Origin of the sequence: Calothrix sp. NIES-2098 (genome assembly GCF_963875125.1) — a bacterium.
Taxonomy (GTDB): domain Bacteria; phylum Cyanobacteriota; class Cyanobacteriia; order Cyanobacteriales; family Nostocaceae; genus Aulosira.
In genome coordinates this window covers 7677697-7695727 of the sequence record NZ_CAWNKJ010000001.1, presented here as the reverse complement: position 1 = coordinate 7695727, position 18031 = coordinate 7677697, and the positions used below count along the sequence as shown (strand labels likewise).

At 42.8% G+C, this 18031-nt stretch carries 13 protein-coding genes and 1 pseudogene; 5 read left to right on the top strand and 9 right to left on the bottom strand.

Features of this window, described 5'->3' with window-relative positions:
* Window positions 1–276 precede the first annotated feature (276 nt).
* A complete protein-coding gene (locus tag AACU33_RS32440) occupies window positions 277–594 on the top strand; it encodes an antibiotic biosynthesis monooxygenase family protein (protein WP_096594378.1) in 318 nt (105 codons plus the stop codon).
* Between the two features lie 456 nt (window positions 595–1050).
* Complete coding sequence (locus AACU33_RS32435; RefSeq protein WP_096594377.1) at window positions 1051–2874, top strand: iron uptake porin; 1824 nt, start codon at window positions 1051–1053, stop codon at window positions 2872–2874.
* A gap of 83 nt (window positions 2875–2957) precedes the next feature.
* Here AACU33_RS32435 and AACU33_RS32430 read toward each other — a convergent pair whose 3' ends face one another.
* From AACU33_RS32430 to AACU33_RS32395, 8 genes and pseudogenes are all read right to left on the bottom strand, one after another.
* A complete protein-coding gene (locus AACU33_RS32430; protein WP_096594376.1) occupies window positions 2958–6521 on the bottom strand; it encodes a tetratricopeptide repeat protein in 3564 nt (1187 codons plus the stop codon).
* A 214-nt stretch (window positions 6522–6735) separates the two neighbouring features.
* Window positions 6736–6978: pseudogene (locus AACU33_RS32425) on the bottom strand (CHAT domain-containing protein); the annotation flags it as partial.
* Window positions 6979–7233: 255 nt separating this feature from the next.
* A complete protein-coding gene (locus AACU33_RS32420) occupies window positions 7234–9483 on the bottom strand; it encodes a CHASE2 domain-containing protein (protein ID WP_096594374.1) in 2250 nt (749 codons plus the stop codon).
* A gap of 535 nt (window positions 9484–10018) precedes the next feature.
* A complete protein-coding gene (locus AACU33_RS32415) occupies window positions 10019–10153 on the bottom strand; it encodes a hypothetical protein (protein ID WP_339376412.1) in 135 nt (44 codons plus the stop codon).
* Between the two features lie 21 nt (window positions 10154–10174).
* Entirely contained in the window at window positions 10175–11032 is an 858-nt protein-coding gene (locus AACU33_RS32410) for a DUF928 domain-containing protein (protein WP_096594373.1), read from the bottom strand.
* 338 nt (window positions 11033–11370) lie between these two features.
* A complete protein-coding gene (locus AACU33_RS32405; RefSeq protein WP_096594372.1) occupies window positions 11371–12561 on the bottom strand; it encodes a beta-ketoacyl-ACP synthase in 1191 nt (396 codons plus the stop codon).
* A gap of 40 nt (window positions 12562–12601) precedes the next feature.
* Entirely contained in the window at window positions 12602–13393 is a 792-nt protein-coding gene (locus AACU33_RS32400) for a peptidylprolyl isomerase (RefSeq protein WP_096594371.1), read from the bottom strand.
* Window positions 13394–13574: 181 nt separating this feature from the next.
* A complete protein-coding gene (locus tag AACU33_RS32395; protein ID WP_096594370.1) occupies window positions 13575–14168 on the bottom strand; it encodes a photosystem I assembly protein Ycf4 in 594 nt (197 codons plus the stop codon).
* 497 nt (window positions 14169–14665) lie between these two features.
* On the opposite strand from AACU33_RS32395, the gene psbD reads away from it, so the two are divergent.
* The 3 genes from psbD to AACU33_RS32380 all read left to right on the top strand — a co-directional run bounded on the left by psbD (window position 14666) and on the right by AACU33_RS32380 (window position 17544).
* Window positions 14666–15721 carry a photosystem II D2 protein (photosystem q(a) protein) gene (psbD, locus tag AACU33_RS32390; RefSeq protein WP_096587883.1) on the top strand — a complete coding sequence of 352 codons (1056 nt, stop codon included), beginning with the start codon at window positions 14666–14668 and terminating at the stop codon, window positions 15719–15721.
* A complete protein-coding gene (gene psbC / locus AACU33_RS32385) occupies window positions 15705–17093 on the top strand; it encodes a photosystem II reaction center protein CP43 (RefSeq protein WP_096594369.1) in 1389 nt (462 codons plus the stop codon). Before psbD ends, psbC begins: the two co-directional genes overlap by 17 nt.
* A gap of 265 nt (window positions 17094–17358) precedes the next feature.
* Window positions 17359–17544: a PCP reductase family protein gene (locus tag AACU33_RS32380; RefSeq protein WP_096594368.1), complete on the top strand. Its 186-nt coding sequence runs from the start codon at window positions 17359–17361 to the stop codon at window positions 17542–17544.
* A gap of 11 nt (window positions 17545–17555) precedes the next feature.
* On the opposite strand, the gene AACU33_RS32375 is transcribed toward AACU33_RS32380, so the two are convergent.
* Window positions 17556–17918, bottom strand: coding sequence for a CU044_2847 family protein (locus AACU33_RS32375; RefSeq protein ID WP_339376411.1), 363 nt, complete (start codon window positions 17916–17918; stop codon window positions 17556–17558).
* Window positions 17919–18031 lie beyond the last annotated feature (113 nt).

The window sequence follows — 18031 nt, the reverse complement described above, 5'->3', positions numbered from 1 at the left end:
TCAGTATGATTCAAATTTAGATTTGCAGTCACTGGTAATAGCTATGGTTGTGGCATCTGACCCAATAAGCTCATACGTGTCTAAATTGGGCATTTTTTCGTAAAGACTGTCATTTGTCCTTAGAACTAAGGATACAAAAGACCGTGACGAGTTGATATACAGTTTATATGCGTTACAGCTTAATACTTAGTGATGTCTTTGCGTATTTATGTTTCTAGCAATGCTTCACAAAAGTACAATCTTTCACTCAATCTCAACGCTTAAACAGGAGTAAATATGACTACGACAATTAACGAAAAAGATGGACTATTGACTGTAATTAACGTTTTTACAGTTGAACCAGATCAGCAGCAAACCTTAGTAGATCACCTAGTGAGTAACCTCGCAACAGCCAAGAAACAAGAGGGCTTTGTCTCAGCTAACATCCACAAAAGCTTGGACGGTACGCGGGTGATCAACTATGCACAGTGGACTAGCAAAGAAGCTTTAGACTTGGCTCTGCAAAATCAAGAATTTATGGCTCCCGTGAAGGTAGCCGTAGAACATCCCCATGATTTCCATATGTATGAGGTCGTCCATACAGTACAAGCATAGGATGAAGCTGGCATGGGGATGAGATTGTGCCTCGACTAAACTAGCTTCAGCGCATTCAAAATTACGAAAATAGCGATCGCATTAGGTAAGATGCTTGATATTAGAGTCGCCCTTGACTATATCAAAGAAAATCTTCAATGAGCGAACGACATCTATTCGCTCCTCTTTGCAGGCTTTCTGGTGCTAAGTACTCAAGCGGGAGACCAATTTAGTCTGTTCTGTGTCTTTATGGTCGAGATCGCTCTTAATTTTCGCACGCCTCAGCGTTAGGGAATGTTCCCCAGGCTAAAGGCGTGCTAATTGCTATAGCTGCCGATTCAAAAGTGAGATTGAGCAAATTAAAGCCTGGGCGGCTGCATGACCCTCTAACGCTCTCAGGTTACAGTCTAAAAATTCAAGTATCAATTTGATTTTTCAGTTATCAGCGCATTTAGTGTGATGTGTGAGAGAAAGCAAATGTTGGAATTCAAAAAAATTTTGGCTAGTCCGATAGTAAAATTTGTGGCGATCGCTACTTCATCAATCATCCTCAGTGTCAGTCCCTCTCAAGCAGCAATTCAAGACGTTTCAGAAACTCCCACTTCTAACTCATCAAACTTATTAAATCCAGAAAATACCAAAAATCTTGCCGCTGTTGATTCTATTGCCCAATTTGCTCCCGTCTCTACCAATACTGCCTCGAATCTCAAACTAGCAGACAAGACCCAACTAGAAGCACAACCAAACATCTTCACGTCAACCTACGAGTTGGATGATGAGCAAAGCAGCGCTGATGATAGCATGAGTCAAATCAACAGTGTGTCTCAGTTTTCTGATGTGCAACCTACAGACTGGGCATTTCAAGCTTTGCAATCTCTAGTTGAGCGTTATGGCTGTATTGCAGGTTATCCCAATGGCACATTTCGTGGTAATAGAGCGATGACTCGCTATGAATTTGCCGCAGGTGTCAATGCTTGTCTAGGGAGGATCGAGGAACTCATCGCTACAGCTACTTCTGACCTCGTTAAAAAAGAAGATCTCACAACTTTACAGCGCTTACAAGAAGAGTTTGCCGCAGAACTAGCAACTTTGCGCGGTCGTGTCGATACCTTAACTGCACGCACTACAGAATTGGAGGCAAATCAATTCTCCACTACTACCAAGCTACTTGGTAATGTCATCATGCAAGCTAACACCTATTTTTCAGGTGATAACAAGGCACAAGCAAACTTTCAATATCTTACCTTCCTAGGGTTTTTAACTAGCTTTACTGGGCGGGATTTGTTAGTCACAGGTATAGGCACTACAAACACTACCTTTGCTGAGACAGCATCTACTAATAATGGCAGAGAAGTTGGTGGAACAAGAGAAGGCGCAAGTAATGCTTCTGGTGCAGGCGATCTCGGCAATAACTTCCGCATCATCGGTTTAGAGTATCAATTTCCTATAGGTGATAATTTAAACGTAAATGTAATCGCTGGGAATAGATATCGTTTTAGTCCGATTTTACTTCCCAAATATGCTCCTTACTATATAAGTGGTGTTGGCCCTGTGGGGACATTTGCCGAAGCACCACCAATTTTCCTCATTGGGGGTGGTTCAGGAATTTCACTGAGCTATAAAGTTTTAGATTCGACAGTATTAAATTTGAGCTACTTAGCAACATTTGGTGATAACTCAACTTTTGGAGGTTTGTTTAAAGGAGAATATGTAGCTGCTGCCCAAATTAACTACAATCCCAACCCTGGATTATTTTTACAATTTGTTTACCAGCATGGTTACTTTGGTGCTGGTAACTTTGGCTTCAATAACGGTCAAGGTTTTAGAGGGAATGGCTTTGTCGGTACAGCCTTAGCAAACCGCTTTGATGATGCTGGTGTATTGTTCGATCGCGCATCGGCTGTGACTACTAATGCTTATTCTCTTGGCGGTTACTTCGCTCTTAGCCCTAAATTTGCTCTTGGCGGTTGGGCTAACCTGATCAAAGCCAGACTGCTGGGTACAGGAGATGCTGATATTTGGACTTACTCGATTCAAGCAGCCTTTCCCGATCTATTTAAAAAAGGCAATCATGGGGGGTTAATTGTCGGTATGGAGCCTACCCTTACTAATGTGAGAAGCAATGTTCCTTATGCAGCATTTAAAAGTGATACATCGCTGCATATCGAAGCTTACTATGCACATCGAGTCTCCGATAAGATTTCGATTACGCCCTCTCTCACCTGGATTACAGCACCCAACCAGGATGCAGATAACAAAGATATTGTTATTGGTGGATTGAGAACGACCTTTAGTTTTTAGTAATTAGCGATCGCTCTCAATTTCATGTATAGTTCGCGCTTAGTTGTCAAGAGTCCAAGATGAGCTTTGACTCTTGCATCAGCTTACTTCCACTCACCTTGGAGAGTGAAAGCTGCCCAGAAATAGGGCGCTTTATAATTGGAATCGCGCCACATCTGAGTTTGTGCAGCTCGTAGTGCCGCAGCAGGTTTCAAGCCATCTTGCAACATGAAGCTATAAAACTTCTTCATCAGTTCTGAGGTAGCTTGGTCATCCACACTCCACAAACTCACCAAGACTCTAGGGCTACCTGCATACATAAACCCTCTTGTCAAGCCAATTAATCCTTCGCCTTTGACTTCTTCACCCAAACCAGTCTCACAGGCACTCAGTACAATTAGTTCGGCTGGCAGTTTGAGGTTAAAAACATCACGCAAGCGCAAAAAGCCATTTTGGGGTTTACCAGTTTCATCAAATAGTGACAGCACCACACCCGATAACTCTGGATGACGACTATTCAGGATACCATGAGTAGCAAAATGTACTATCTGATACTGGCTTAGGTCAGCATTCGTGACGACAGCACGATTAGCAGCAAAATCAAAGGCTTGCTTGCGCTCTTTTGCAGGTACTAAAGACAGAATTGTTTCGGCTTCTTGACGAGTAAATGGCAAACGCTCAAAGTTGATATTTGCATCTCTGGCAGATCGGTCTAGTTGTTGCAAATCCAAGTTCTGATTTTTTGAGGTGTCATTTTGAGGGTTGGCTACTCGACCCTTGATGCGCTCATCGTTGGGTGAAAAGATGGGATCGGCAATTACCGCTAGTGTTTTCGGTGCAGTTTTGCGTCCAGTAATTTCTTGTCTGAGTACGGCGACTGTTGAGGCTGAGGGCAAAGTGATAATTTCGTGGTTGATAGCTAATGGCTCATAGCGATTATCTTTTTGGCCAGTTGTGTTTAAGGCAGCAAAGGGTACGTACTGCAAAGCCCCATCAGCCACGACAACTAAGCGTTTTTGTCCTAATTGTTGGGCAACTGGTGCCAGTAGTAATTTAGTTAGCTCGTTGGCGGCTCGATCTGGTTTTGCTGCGGGAATTGGTGAGACTAAGATTTTGCGGAACTGTTGCACTGCGGCTTCAATTTCCGCACGTTTGGGTAGTTCGTAACTGCTGATGCTGTTTTTAGTGACAGCCCAGAGGTAGCTGCGTTCTTCTCCCAGTGAGTACTCTAGTAGTAAGGTGTTGTCATCGAGTACTGAGGACTGAATTTGTTTGAGTGAAAGCGGTTGTGGCTGGGTTAAGGCGGCGTAACGGGGGCTTGTAGCTCTAATTTTTGCTTGCAGTTGCCGATACTGTTCCAGGTTGGCTTCAGTTTCCTGTTCTAGCTTTTGTACCAGGCTTTGAGTATCGTTTCCACTTAGTAATTTGAGTCGGCGTTTTTCTAGCGCATCAAGTTGTTGCTGCAAGCTGCGTTCGGCTGCGAGTAGGTTGGGGTCTACACCTTGACGAATATCTGCATTGGCTTCGGTGAGCATATCTAAAAGACTGCGGGCGCGGGCGCGTTCGCTAGCTTGTAGTGCTAGCGCATCGTAGCCTTTAGATGGTTGCTGTTTATGCAGCCGCATTAATAGATCGATGTAGAACTCGTAATATTTTTGAACTGAGGCAAAGTAGGAAGTCCGCAAGTCTTGGCTGGTAACTCTGGTGCGGATATCTTCAACGATTTTAATTGTTGATTCAATTTGATTGCGAGCAGCCTCTAGATTATTGCGATCGCGTTCGCTTACTGCCATGCTATACCGTGTTTCAGCTTCCCCGGTGCGATCGCCCAAATTTTGCCGCAGTTTTAGTTCCCGATCGTAAATGGCAATTGCCTGCTGGGGCTGTTTTAACGACTCGTAAACTTTGCCAATATTGCCCAAGACATTAGCTTCGGCGCTAGGGACGCCTAGCTGTTGAAATTTCGAGGCTGCTTGCTCAAAGAAGTCTAGCGCTTGTCGGTAATCGCCTGAAGCTAAGTAAACTCTGCCTAATAAAGCTAGGGCAGAAGCCTCAGTAAAGCTACTTTGTTGTTTGCGAGATAATGAAAGTGCTTGCTTCCCAGCATTCAGTGCCTGAGGATAATCTTTCAATGACTCATAAACCCTAATGATGCCTGAGAGAGTAGCAAATTCTTGAAATAACCCTCCTTGTTCGCGCCAAAGTTGCAGAGCCTGGTTGTAGTAGTCTAAGGCTTTTTGGTAATCTTCTGCCGATCGGTAAACACTGCCAATTTTATCAAGGGTTTGAGCAACTTTACTGCGATCGCCTACAGATCGGAATTGAGCCAAGGCTTGATTATAAGTATCGATACTTAGCTGATAATTGCCTAAGAATTGATAGAGTTTAGCAATATAAGTCAGTGTATTTGCTTCCCCTGGCAGATCCTTGAGCTGGCGCTGGAGAGTTAAAGCTTGGTTGTAAAAGTCGAGGGCTTGTTGATAATCGCCAAATGATGAGTAAATATCGGCAATATTATTAAGCGTAAAGGCTTCTCTAGAGCGATCCTGTTTAGCACGCTGGAGTGCAAGTGCTTGGTTCAAAACTTCGAGGGCTTTTTGCTGTTGTCCCAGTTGGTCGTAGACAAAGCTGAGTTGTGACAATAATTCGGCTTCTGCATAAGAGTTCCCCGCCTTTTGTAAGAGCGATCGCGCTTGGTTATAGTAGTTTAGAGCCTTTTGATAATCATTCACAGCCGCGTAGGTAGCACCTATACCCATATAAGTTACGGCTTGGCTGCTAGGATCGATTTGTGGCGATCGTTTTTGCAATTCCAGCACTTGGGTTAATGCTTCCCTTGCCTTCTGATTCTCACCCAATGAGCTATAAAGGGTGGCTATTATCGTGAGCGTATCAGCTTGCCCAGCTATATCTTTCCTTGTACGTTGAATCTCTAATGCTTGATTTAAAGCTGCTACAGCCTTTTGTGCTTCACCAAATTGGGCATATACCTTGCCCATTGCTTGGAGAGTGTCTACCTGTCCAGCCGCATCGCCAATGGCACGTTGAAGCTCTAAAGCTTGATTGTAGTAATCAAGTGCCTTTTTAGTTTCACCCAAACTCAAATAAACTCTACCAATGCTAACTAAAGTCAAAGCTGCCAAATTAGATTGTTTCTGAGCTTGAAATATTGATAATGCTTGATTGTAAAATTCTATAGCTTTTGGCTTGTCTCCTAAATTAGAATATGCTCCGGCGATTGATTGCAGCATTATCGCTTCCCCAAAACTATCTTTGAGTTCGCGTCTAATGACTAATGCCCGATCGTAATATTCCAGTGCCTTTTGGTTCTCGTTCTGGAGATAATAGATAGTCCCAATACCTAATAAAGTACCAGCTTCATTCGCGCGATCGCCGATTTCTTGCCAAATTTTCAATGCTTCTGAGTATTTAGCAAGAGCCTGTTGTCGAGATGTGGCTGTTCCTTGCCGTAAAAGTTTGTCTGCTGCTTGTAAAAGTTGCTTTGCCTGTGAGTATGCTCTTTGTTGAGCCGGGCTGAGATTTTGCGGAGTAGTTGTTGGCTGTTGGGCTATTGCCCTAAATGTCATCCCAAAAGATGACAAAAAAATCATATTGACAAACAGAATAAGAACACGATGGCTAAAAACTGATAGCATTCGCCTTGACATCAAGCTGCGCTCCCTTTTTTGAGTTATGACTGTATTTTTGAGTAAAAAATTCCGTTTACTATACATTTTGCAAAAATCCTAAGTTGATGATTCGGAAGCACAGATACACATAATATTTATCAGTGTTTATCGTGAGTTATCTGTGCTTTTTTTAAGAAAATTGATTTTTGCAAGTAGCTAATTATAAAGCTTCTACAATTCTAGATAGACAACCTCACTTCCATTCACCTTGGAGAGTGAAAGCTGCCCAGAAATAGGGCGCTTTATAATTGGAATCGCGCCACATCTGAGTTTGTGCGGCTCGTAGTGCCGCACCAGGTTTCAAGCCATCTTGCAACATAAAGCTATAAAACTTCTTCATCAGTTCTGAGGTGGCTTGGTCATCCACACTCCACAAACTCACTAATACTCTAGGGCTACCCGCATACATATAGCCTCTTGTCAAGCAGATTAATCCTTAATCCGGATTGGTAGCCGCAACACGATTAGCAGCAAAGTCAAAGGCTTGCTTGCGCTCTTTTGTATGCACTAAAGACAGAATGGTTTCGGCTTCTTGGCGCGTAAGGAGTCTACACCTTGACGAATATCTGCATTAGCCTCGGTGAGCATATCTAAAAGACTACGAGCGCGGGCGCGTTTGCTAGCTTGTAATGCTAGTGCATCTATATAACTGTAATATTACAGATTTTGGCTATTTTTGAAAATCAAATTTCTATGTGTTAGACGCCATCTGACGTAGTTTCTCAAATATTACAGTCGCCTTTGGTGGAACGGCTGTGAAACGAATGAGAAAACAATGTCCATCATCCTGAGATTTTTTTAACACCTTGGCATAGATATCGCCATCTTCAGGATCGAGTTCTGGTAAATTCAATAACTTGAATTTGATATTAGTTAAAGCTTCTAGTGAATTTTCCGAGCGCAATTTTGCCGCATTTTCTGATAAGCAAACAAGCTGACCATGAAATATAGTTCCTACAGCATGTTTACCTTCCAAAATAGTGTATTCAACTGCAATTTCTTCATTCAAATGTACAAAATTATCGTCAGATTGAGGCAAGTAAAGATTATACTTACCACCAATGCCGCCAATTTCGTAGATGGTAATAGGAGCTTTAATTCCTTTAGGTTGTACCTGTAATTGCCCATCAATTCTCATCTCAATGTCGGCATCTTTTAGGGTTTCCTCAGAAATCAGAATTTGACCGCCCACCGTGTAAGATTCAATTCGGGAAGTGAGATTGACATGGCTACCTACAACCGAATATTTAGCACGTTTTTGCGAACCGACATTTCCGGCAACAACTTCACCTGTATGAATGCCTATTCCCATTTCCAGAATGGGTAAATCCATCTGCTGATTATGTTCGTTTACAGGCTTCATTGCCAATTGCATCGCAATAGCGCAGGCGATCGCTCTGCGAGAATCATCTTCGCGACTTACAGGCGCACCAAACATCACAAAGATGCCATCACCAATAAACTCATTAATTGTACCGTTGTACTGGTTAATTACATCCGCCATCGCTCCCAAATAAACATTGAGAATCGCCACTACTTGTTCTGGTGCTAATCGCTCTGATACAGCGGAAAATCCTCTTAGATCGGACATCAAAACTGTGACTTTTTTCCGTTCTCCCCCTAATTTCAGCCCAGAAGGAGTTTCTAGTAAATTGGCGACGACTTCATTTGTTAAGTAGCGACCAAAGGTGCGGCGCATTTCGGAAGCACTACGAGCGATATATTGGGTGACAGCGATCGCAGATCCAGTTAAAGCTAACAGTGGTGGGATCACAGGAATCCACCAAGCAAAAACAAATGCTAAGAAACTCCCACCTACCAAACAAGTAGTTGCTAATAGAATACTGCTACTAGTATTAGCTAGTAAGCGCCATTTCTTATTTTCAGCCGTACTATGTCGATGTTGCCAACACAAAGTCCCACCGACGATTGACCAAACTAAAATCCACAACCACTCTATCGGTTCCGATAAAGTTTTGATTTGTGGACGACCTTCCAAAGCCGAACTCAAAATTTGACTAATTAAATTAGCATGAATTGCGACACCAGCCATGCGTTCCGGCGCACCAACTATCCTACTGCTATATGGTGTCCAAAAAAGATCGTTTAAACTTTCAGCGGTAGCACCAATTAATACAATTTTTCCTTGCATTAAGTTTGGTGATATCCGATTCTCTAACACATCATTGATAGATACTACTGGGAAACGATTAATTGTTCCCCGGTAGTTTAATAGGATTTGGTAACTACCAGCATTTGCTCTAAAGTAACCACCATCATTAGTTTCAAAAGTAGGAAAAATTCCTTTACCTAACTGCAAATAGTTGGGATTATTTGCTGCGGGTTTTTCAGTAATTCCTTGAGGTTGCAAATACAATAATGCTAATTTCAGCCCAAAGCTTTCAAGATTGCTACCATCTTTCAAACCTGCATACAGCAAAGCTCGACGGATTTTGCCATCTTTATCTAAGGGAAAGTCATTCGCTCCAACTTGATTTCTTTTCCTGAGTTCTGGAGGCGAACCAACAGAAAAACTATTAGAACTTTCAGATACCTTTTGTACCCCAATTAAGTTAGGTGTAGTCTCAAATACTTTTACTAATTTTTGATGACCAGGATCTAAAGGTAAGTCTCGATAAATATCAAGACCTATTGCTATCGGTTTTTGCTGCTTTACGCGATTTAAGACATTAGCAAGTATTTCATCATTGATCGGCCACTGCCTCAATTTGGTGATGTCTGGTTCATTAATCTCAACTATAACAATGCGCTCATCAACAGGCTGTTGTTGACGTAAAAGAAAAAACTGATCTAGTGTAGTCAACTCAAATAATTCGAGCAATCCCATACATCGCAGTGCAATCACAACGGCTGTGACATTGGGAACTGCTAGCAAAACTCCACGCCATTGCCATATTAGCTGTTTCAGCTTTGCGTGCATACTATATAAGTCCTGAGTTCTGAGTATTTAGTTTCCTAATCAAAAGTGAATAAATCACTTGCTAAGTTTCCCTTGAATTAGTTTGAAGGAAAATAAGAGCTTTTAAACTGATTTTGTAATTTTTATGATGTTGTATTAATTGATGTAATTGCTAATGGGAAAAATCCCCTACTCACCCGTCAATATCTCACTTTCTATCACGCCACTTGCTACAACAGAGGAAACCTCTGCAACGCAGTGGCTTCTCTGTCTGCTTGAGAAGTCAGTACTTATGAAACTTTTGAACACTATTTTGCATCAAAAGAAACCAATAGTCAGCAATTATTATATTTTCGTTCTTCTTTCTTTGCAAAGCTTATTACATACCCTTGAGGCTAATACTATAAATCTCTGCATGGGGTCGTTTCATTGACAGTCATAATTGGAGCGACACATAAATTATAAATGCCAGCTGCTTAGGTTAGGCTAACCCTTCCATAGCGCTGGCTTTCTACTAAGGCTAATAGCCTGAAGTGTCATGTCTAGCAACAACTCGCTACCCTGCGGAACCCCCTTCTGCTAAACAGACACTACGCCTAGCTTGCTTATACGCAGGGAAGAGAACGAGAACCTGTCTACGTAAAAAGCGCTGACACCACTTGACAATGGCAGCAGCGTCTACAACATTCATAAGTTAGCACTGTATTAGCGATTATTGCTTGTTTGGGCAACAGTCAAGTATTTGGTCTGATGCAACCTGACTCAAATCAACTGATTGAAAGAATCTTCTCCAATCAGCTCTAACCTTCAAATTATTTGGTTCAGCACAACGTAACTCCACCAAACTGGCCAGTGCTTCATGCCAAATTCCAGCATCTGCATACAGGGCTGGACGTTTGCGCAAGTCGGCTTGTTCTATCGCTTTTGATAATGTTGGTTCTGGTTGTGTGCGTTCTACCCACCCTTCTAAGTTAGGATTTCTGCTGGGATTTTGTTCATCACAAACCAATGTCATGTACCAATGGTAGCGCTTACCAACTTTTAGCGGAGACGCGCTAGCAGGAAGAGTCAACTTCATGATTCCTGGTTTAGTTGGCAGGGTGACAGTTGTTTCGTAAACTACATCATCATCTGCATCATTTTGATTTCCATCAGCCAAAATTACAAACTGGGCTGTTTTGACTGTAGATTGTGGTACGTGCCAGAAAAAGGTTGGACGTTCTGAAAAGGTTAATCCTATATTCTCTTTTGGTATTAAGGGAGTTAATAACTGATTTTTTTGGACGCAAGAAGAAGAGCCACGGGTTGCACCACCAGCACTTGCAGGTGGTAATCCTCGTTGTGGAGGTGTAAATTGACGAGTAGCACCGCCAGCGCTTTCTGGTGGTAATCCCCGCTTAGGTGGCTTAAAAACCTGAGAGATTAGCCAAGGCTGTTTTTGCTGTTGACTGAGCGATACAGGGTCAACCTGGGCTTGTGCTTGTATTGCTAGACTAGGAATAGTAGCAAGTTCCAAAAACATTGGTATGGAAAAGGCTACTATTCTTAGAGATTGCTCGATCCATTTCATGCCTAAATCCCCTCTCAACTAGTTATATAACCATATAAATGCCTGAATTGTTGATCGGCCAAGATTGAGCAACAATCAACAGGGACAATCACAATCAATAGACTATAGAAGTACTGAATTATTGGGAAGCTAATATACAGCAATACCTGAAGACAGATATTACACTGCGATCTCTTGTCGAAAATATACTGGTATTGTTCCCAATAAGTAGTAAAGTAGCGTGGACTTTAAAATTTACTCATTTAAAATTCACAAACCTTATGGATGAGTTTTTCTTTATGTTTTCTATGCTTGTGTCTGTTTAAATTAGCTAACTACTAATTGCGCTGTTCAAGAAGTTATTTACTGAAAGCTACTACTGCATTTTGACCGCCAAAACCAAAACTTAAACAAAGTGCGTATTGAATTTTATCTTGACGAGCCGACCTAACTAGATCCAAATTAAACTCTGGCTCCTGCAATCCTACACATGGGGGCAAAATTTGATGTTGCAATGCTAGTAGGGAAAAAGCTGCTCCTAAAGCTCCCGATGCACCTAAAGTATGTCCTGTGGCTCCTTTGGTGGAACTAACTGCTACTTTTTGGGGAAATACACGCTCAATAATCATGCTTTCTATGCGATCGTTCAGCTGGGTCGCTGTACCATGAGCGTGAATATAATCAATGTCGGCTGGTGTGAGGTAACTGCGATCTAAGCATTGTTTAATAGATGCGATCGCACTTTTACCCTCTGGATCGGGAGCATTGGGATGATAGGCGTCATTAAGTAAGCTAAAACCAAGAACTTCACCATATATCTTGGCTTGTCGCTGCTTTGCCAACTCTGCTGTTTCTAGAACAAAAACCGCTGCCCCTTCACCTAGAACCAAGCCTTCACGGCGTAAATCAAAGGGATAAGCCCCAGTTCTCGCTAAAGCGCCCATCTGCTGAAATCCGGCCAAAGTCAGGGGTGTGATTGGTGCTTCTACTGCTCCCGCGATCGCTCGTTGATATTTTCCAGTTTGCAATAAACTAGTAGCCTGGGCGATCGCCCAAATTCCCGTAGCACAGGCCGCCATTGGCGCTAAAACGCTTCCAGATGCACCAATTTGCCTTGCAGCGGCGATCGCATTCATGTGAGGTAAAGTATCCAACCAGTTTTCCATCTCCTTGATTTGTAAGGAGGATGACAAGCGATCGCTACTGTAGATTTGCCTTGCTAGCATTTCCCACGATGCTTGATAACCGCGACTCGATCCGATAACTACAGCGCAGTCATCTAAAGGCGCTGATAACCCAGCATCTTTTAAAGCATCAGCAACAACCAACTCAGTCAGTATTTTCAACGAAGCTGGCTGTTGTGCAATTAATCCTAAAGGAAGTGCTTCCATCTCTGGAAAAGGTTGATGGAACTTAATTCCAGATTTACCTGTTATGAGCTTTTGCCAGCTAGCTGCTAAATTTTCTCCTAAGGCAGAAACTAGCCCTATACCAGTGACAACAACCTTAACCAATTTGGACTTGTGAATTTGGAATTTTAGATCGGTCATGGGTAATAGGAAAAACTATTACCTATTACCCAATCTCTAACTATTGACCGGGGGTTTTCAAGTTTTCTGCGCCTTTGGTGACTTTAGCAGAGTCAATGCGATCGCCTTGCTGAATTTTGTTAACTACATCAAAGCCTTCGGTGACATTGCCAAAGACAGCATAGTTCCCATCTAAAAAGCCTAAATCTGCTAAAGCAAAGTAAAACTGAGAAGATGCAGAGTCTGGTTGTTGCGATCGCGCCATTGCTACTGCACCAAGTTTATGAGACAACACAGGTGGTTGAGTAATAGTCTTACTATAAATCGGTTGCTCTGACCCTTTGGGCTTAATTTCTAAGGGTATATAACGCTCGTTCTTCGTTTTGGGATCGATAAAGCCACCTGTTCCCAGCCTATTTACTGAAATTTTCGGGTCTTTACTTTGGGGATCTCCACCTTGAACTACAAATGGTTGGGGATCGCGTACTACTCGATGAAAAGCAGTTCCATCGTACACACCCCGTTGTACTAAATCTACGAAGTTGCCAGCTGTAATTGGGGCATTAGTGCCGTCTACTTCGATAGTAATCGGCGAGCCTTTCACCGTCATCACCACAGTAGCTTTACCTTCGAGCCGTGGTAAATCTTTCATTCCAGGAATACTCTCATTAGTAGTTTCTGATACAGACGTTGCTTCAGTGGTTGACCTGCTGCTTGTCTCGGTTGCTGTAGAGGTAGCTGTTGAAGTTGGAGAAGAAGCATTAGAAGCATCTTGCTGTGTTGAACAGCCTCCCAATGCCAACGCACCAACAATTACAAGCGCAACCAAAAATTGTGAAAATTTTAACCGCATGACCAATTACTGACTCAACCAGAGTATCTTATCGTTTCCCACGATTATAGATTTTGGATTTATTTATCATCCAAAGTTGGTTTTTCACAATTCTTTACATTTCTTTTTCCCTGGCATAAATAAATGCACAGAGCAAGGGAAAAAGAAATAAAAAATTCCCCTCAATTATTGTTAAAAATCTTTACAGACCTTCTAGAGGTACTCCTAAAAACCGAGCTAACTCTGCACCTTGAATTTCTAACTCTGTTAAGGATAAAGGTTGACCTACTCTAGTTAGAGGAATATCTCGCCGTCCTTTAACTCTTAGGTAGAGGGCGCGACGAGGATTGAGACCCTCTTTGATAGCTATTTGTACAGATTGCGCGTCTTGAATCGAACTTTCAAGCTCAATCCGACGGTTTTTACCAGGAAATCCGTGGCGGAAAATTTTAATATTACCGGTTTCTTGATTAAACTCGTTATACCCACCGCCTATATCCCATAAAATCGCTAACCAAAGGTATAAAGCTAAAACTAAGCCAGCCAACCCGTATAACCCCATAACTAAACCTTGGGGTACAAAAACTAGTTGTGTTGGGTCGGTAACTATGAGTAAATTAACTTTTAGGTAACTAGAGACCCCAGCTAACACAAAGCCTGTGGCTCCTAAGGTAACGACTGTTGCCCACCAGTAGTTGCTTAACCGACGAGAACCTAAAACTTTTTGATGTAGGACACGTGCTGTGGAGCTATCGCCGTTAGGTGAATCGCCTTTATTAATTGTTGATGCCGTCATTGAACTACCTTGGCCTGTGAGATATACCCTTTAAAAGTCTGCCATTTGAGCAGTATGTCTTGCAAGTTGAATTTTGGGGATTGGTCATTTGTCCAAAAGGTTCAAATTTCTAGCATGTCTTCCCCATGCTTTCGATCTAGCTTATCCAATCTGCTGTGTTGTCATTGCTAATTGTTTAGATTTCTGAGAAAACTTGTGTCAGATTGTAAAATTTCTGATAATCATAATATTTATATAGCTTGGTGTTAAATCACCTGATTCACTTGCGTGGATCGGTCAAAAACCCGAATGGATGTGATAAGTTAAGAATCATTAAGTTACCACAGACTAGACTCCTAGCCAATGGTACGGGTAATGGCATAACCCTGAGAAACGCTGACTAAATAAGCAGCTAGTTCTCAGAATCTCAGTAGTTTTCAGGCTACTGAAAATTGTCAAAAAAAACGTTAATTCCTCAGAAACGCTGAAATTTTAGTAAAAAAGAGGATTTTAGTCCAATGACCATCGCAGTTGGGCGCGCCCCCAGTAGAGGGTGGTTTGACGTTCTAGACGACTGGTTGAAGCGCGATCGCTTTGTATTCGTAGGTTGGTCAGGGATATTATTGTTTCCCTGCGCATACCTAGCACTCGGCGGTTGGCTGACCGGAACAACCTTCGTCACGTCATGGTACACCCACGGTTTAGCATCTTCGTATTTAGAAGGTTGTAACTTCATCACAGTAGCCGTATCCACCCCAGCAGATAGTTTGGGACATTCCCTGTTATTGCTGTGGGGACCAGAAGCCCAAGGAGACTTCACCCGGTGGTGTCAACTCGGCGGCTTATGGACATTCGTCGCCCTCCACGGAGCCTTTGGTCTAATTGGCTTCATGTTGCGGCAATTTGAAATCGCCCGTCTGGTAGGCATTCGTCCTTATAACGCATTGGCATTCTCGGCTCCCATTGCGGTATTCGTCAGCGTCTTCTTGATGTACCCCTTGGGACAATCGAGCTGGTTCTTTGCACCCAGCTTTGGTGTGGCGGGAATCTTCCGGTTCATCTTGTTCGTACAAGGTTTCCATAACTTCACCCTCAACCCCTTCCATATGATGGGTGTTGCTGGTGTGTTGGGTGGTGCATTGTTGTGTGCGATTCACGGTGCCACAGTCGAAAACACCCTATTTGAAGATGGCGAAGCAGCAAACACCTTCCGCGCCTTCAACCCAACGCAATCAGAAGAAACCTATTCAATGGTGACAGCAAACCGTTTCTGGTCACAGATTTTCGGGATTGCGTTCTCCAACAAACGCTGGTTACACTTCTTCATGTTGTTTGTGCCAGTCACCGGTTTGTGGATGGCAGCCATTGGCATCGTCGGTATCGCTCTCAACTTGCGGGCTTATGACTTCGTATCGCAAGAATTGCGGGCGGCTGAAGACCCAGAATTTGAAACATTCTATACCAAGAACATTTTGCTGAACGAGGGTATCCGCGCTTGGATGGCTCCTCAAGATCAGCCCCACGAACAATTTGTATTCCCTGAGGAGGTATTACCTCGTGGTAACGCTCTCTAATAGACCATCGATCATGGGCGGAGGACGTGACATCGAATCAACAGGTTTTGCCTGGTGGTCTGGTAACGCTCGTCTGATCAACCTATCTGGCAAACTGCTTGGTGCTCACGTTGCCCATGCTGGTTTAATTGTCTTCTGGGCTGGAGCAATGACTTTATTTGAAGTCGCTCACTTCATTCCAGAAAAGCCTATGTATGAACAGGGCTTAATCCTGCTACCTCACCTTGCTACTTTGGGCTGGGGTGTTGGTGCTGGTGGCGAAGTTATCGACACTTTCCCTTATTTTGTTGTTGGTGTACTCCACTTAATTTCCTCAGCCGTACTGGGTTTTGGCGGTATTTATCATGCCGTTCGCGGCCCAGAAACCTTAGAAGAATATTCTTCCTTCTTTGGTTATGACTGGAAAGACAAGAACAAGATGACCAACATCATCGGGTTCCACCTGATCGTTTTAGGATGTGGTGCGCTCTTGTTGGTGCTGAAGGCAATGTTCTTTGGTGGCGTATACGACACCTGGGCACCTGGTGGTGGTGATGTTCGTGTTATTACCAACCCCACACTTAATCCAGCAGTTATCTTTGGTTATCTCATCAAATCTCCTTTTGGTGGCGATGGCTGGATTGTCAGTGTCGATAACATGGAAGATGTCATCGGCGGTCATATCTGGGTTGCCTTCATCTGTATTGCTGGCGGTATCTGGCATATCTTTACCAAGCCTTTTGCTTGGTCTCGCCGTGCATCCATCTGGTCTGGTGAAGCTTACCTCTCCTACAGCTTGGGTGCGTTGTCCCTGATGGGCTTCATTGCTTCCTGTATGGTTTGGTACAACAATACCGTTTACCCCAGTGAATTCTACGGCCCTACTGGCCCTGAAGCTTCACAAGCTCAAGCTTTAACCTTCTTAATCCGCGACCAACGCTTAGGTGCTAACGTTGGTTCCGCACAAGGCCCTACAGGTCTTGGTAAATATTTGATGCGCTCTCCCACTGGTGAAATCATCTTCGGTGGTGAAACCATGCGCTTCTGGGATTTCCGTGGCCCTTGGTTGGAGCCTTTACGCGGCCCCAACGGTCTTGACCTAGAAAAAATCAAGAACGATATTCAGCCTTGGCAAGCTCGTCGCGCTGCTGAATATATGACTCATGCTCCTCTGGGTTCTCTGAACTCTGTGGGTGGTGTGGCTACCGAAATCAACTCCTTCAACTATGTATCTCCTCGTGCATGGTTGGCAACTTCTCACTTCGTTTTAGGTTTCTTCTTCCTCATTGGTCACTTGTGGCACGCTGGTCGCGCTAGAGCAGCAGCAGGTGGTTTTGAGAAAGGTATTGACCGTGAAAACGAGCCAGTTATGTTCATGAACGAACTCGACTAGTTCGGCAGTTTTCTTTCATCACTGACAATTAAATGCTTATAGCTCTTGTGTAAAAGCAAGAGCTTTTTTATTACGCTTTGCATGTCATTTGTCAGCGGTAATTAAGCTTACTGAAGTATTGTTTTTAATTAATTGTTAATAGTTAATGTTGCTGCAATATGACACAATCAAATTGATCGGAAATAGATTGAGAAATTAGAAAATTTAGAAAATTAAATCTATTAATTTTTATTGCTAGCGGTGATTCAATAAAGGAGGATTAAATATGAGCCAATCAAATTTCTCAGATGCTTTGGCATGGACAGCAGAAGCCAAAGAAAAACTCAAAAATATCCCTTTTTTTGTACGCACCCAAGCGAAAGCGCGAATTGAACATTTGGCGCGTCAAGCAAAGCAAGAGATTGTTACAGCAGAGTTAGTAGAACAAGCGCGGCTGGAATTTGGACAGTAAGTTATGCTCGCCTAACTTGACGATGAATGTTTGTTTATGGAGTTGCTAGGTTGAATTTTGAATTCTTCCACAGAATGTTGACCCCATTCTAAAGTAATCTCTAAATTTGCTGTGGAAGTACCTTTAACTAGTACGGGCGTGAGTTTACCTGCTTCCATAGCAATCTCTATCCCAAATTTCACACTAGCTTTATCTGGTTTAACTGTTTGGATTGCTTCTGCAATTTCCTTAGTCAAAGATTCAATAGCAATGGCTACTTCATGAAAAGGTCGGGTGGGAACATTTAATTTGCGTTCCCCAATCAGCGTAGCTTCGACTTTGACATTTGTACCATCAGATAGTTCTACCGTAATAACTTTATTTTGCGCTTCCATGTGGGTTTAACAGGAGTACTCTGCATTTATACCATTCAATTACATGTAATAAATACAACCATGCACACAAAATTAAGTTATCACTCATAGAGATGGAAATTTTCCATTCAAAA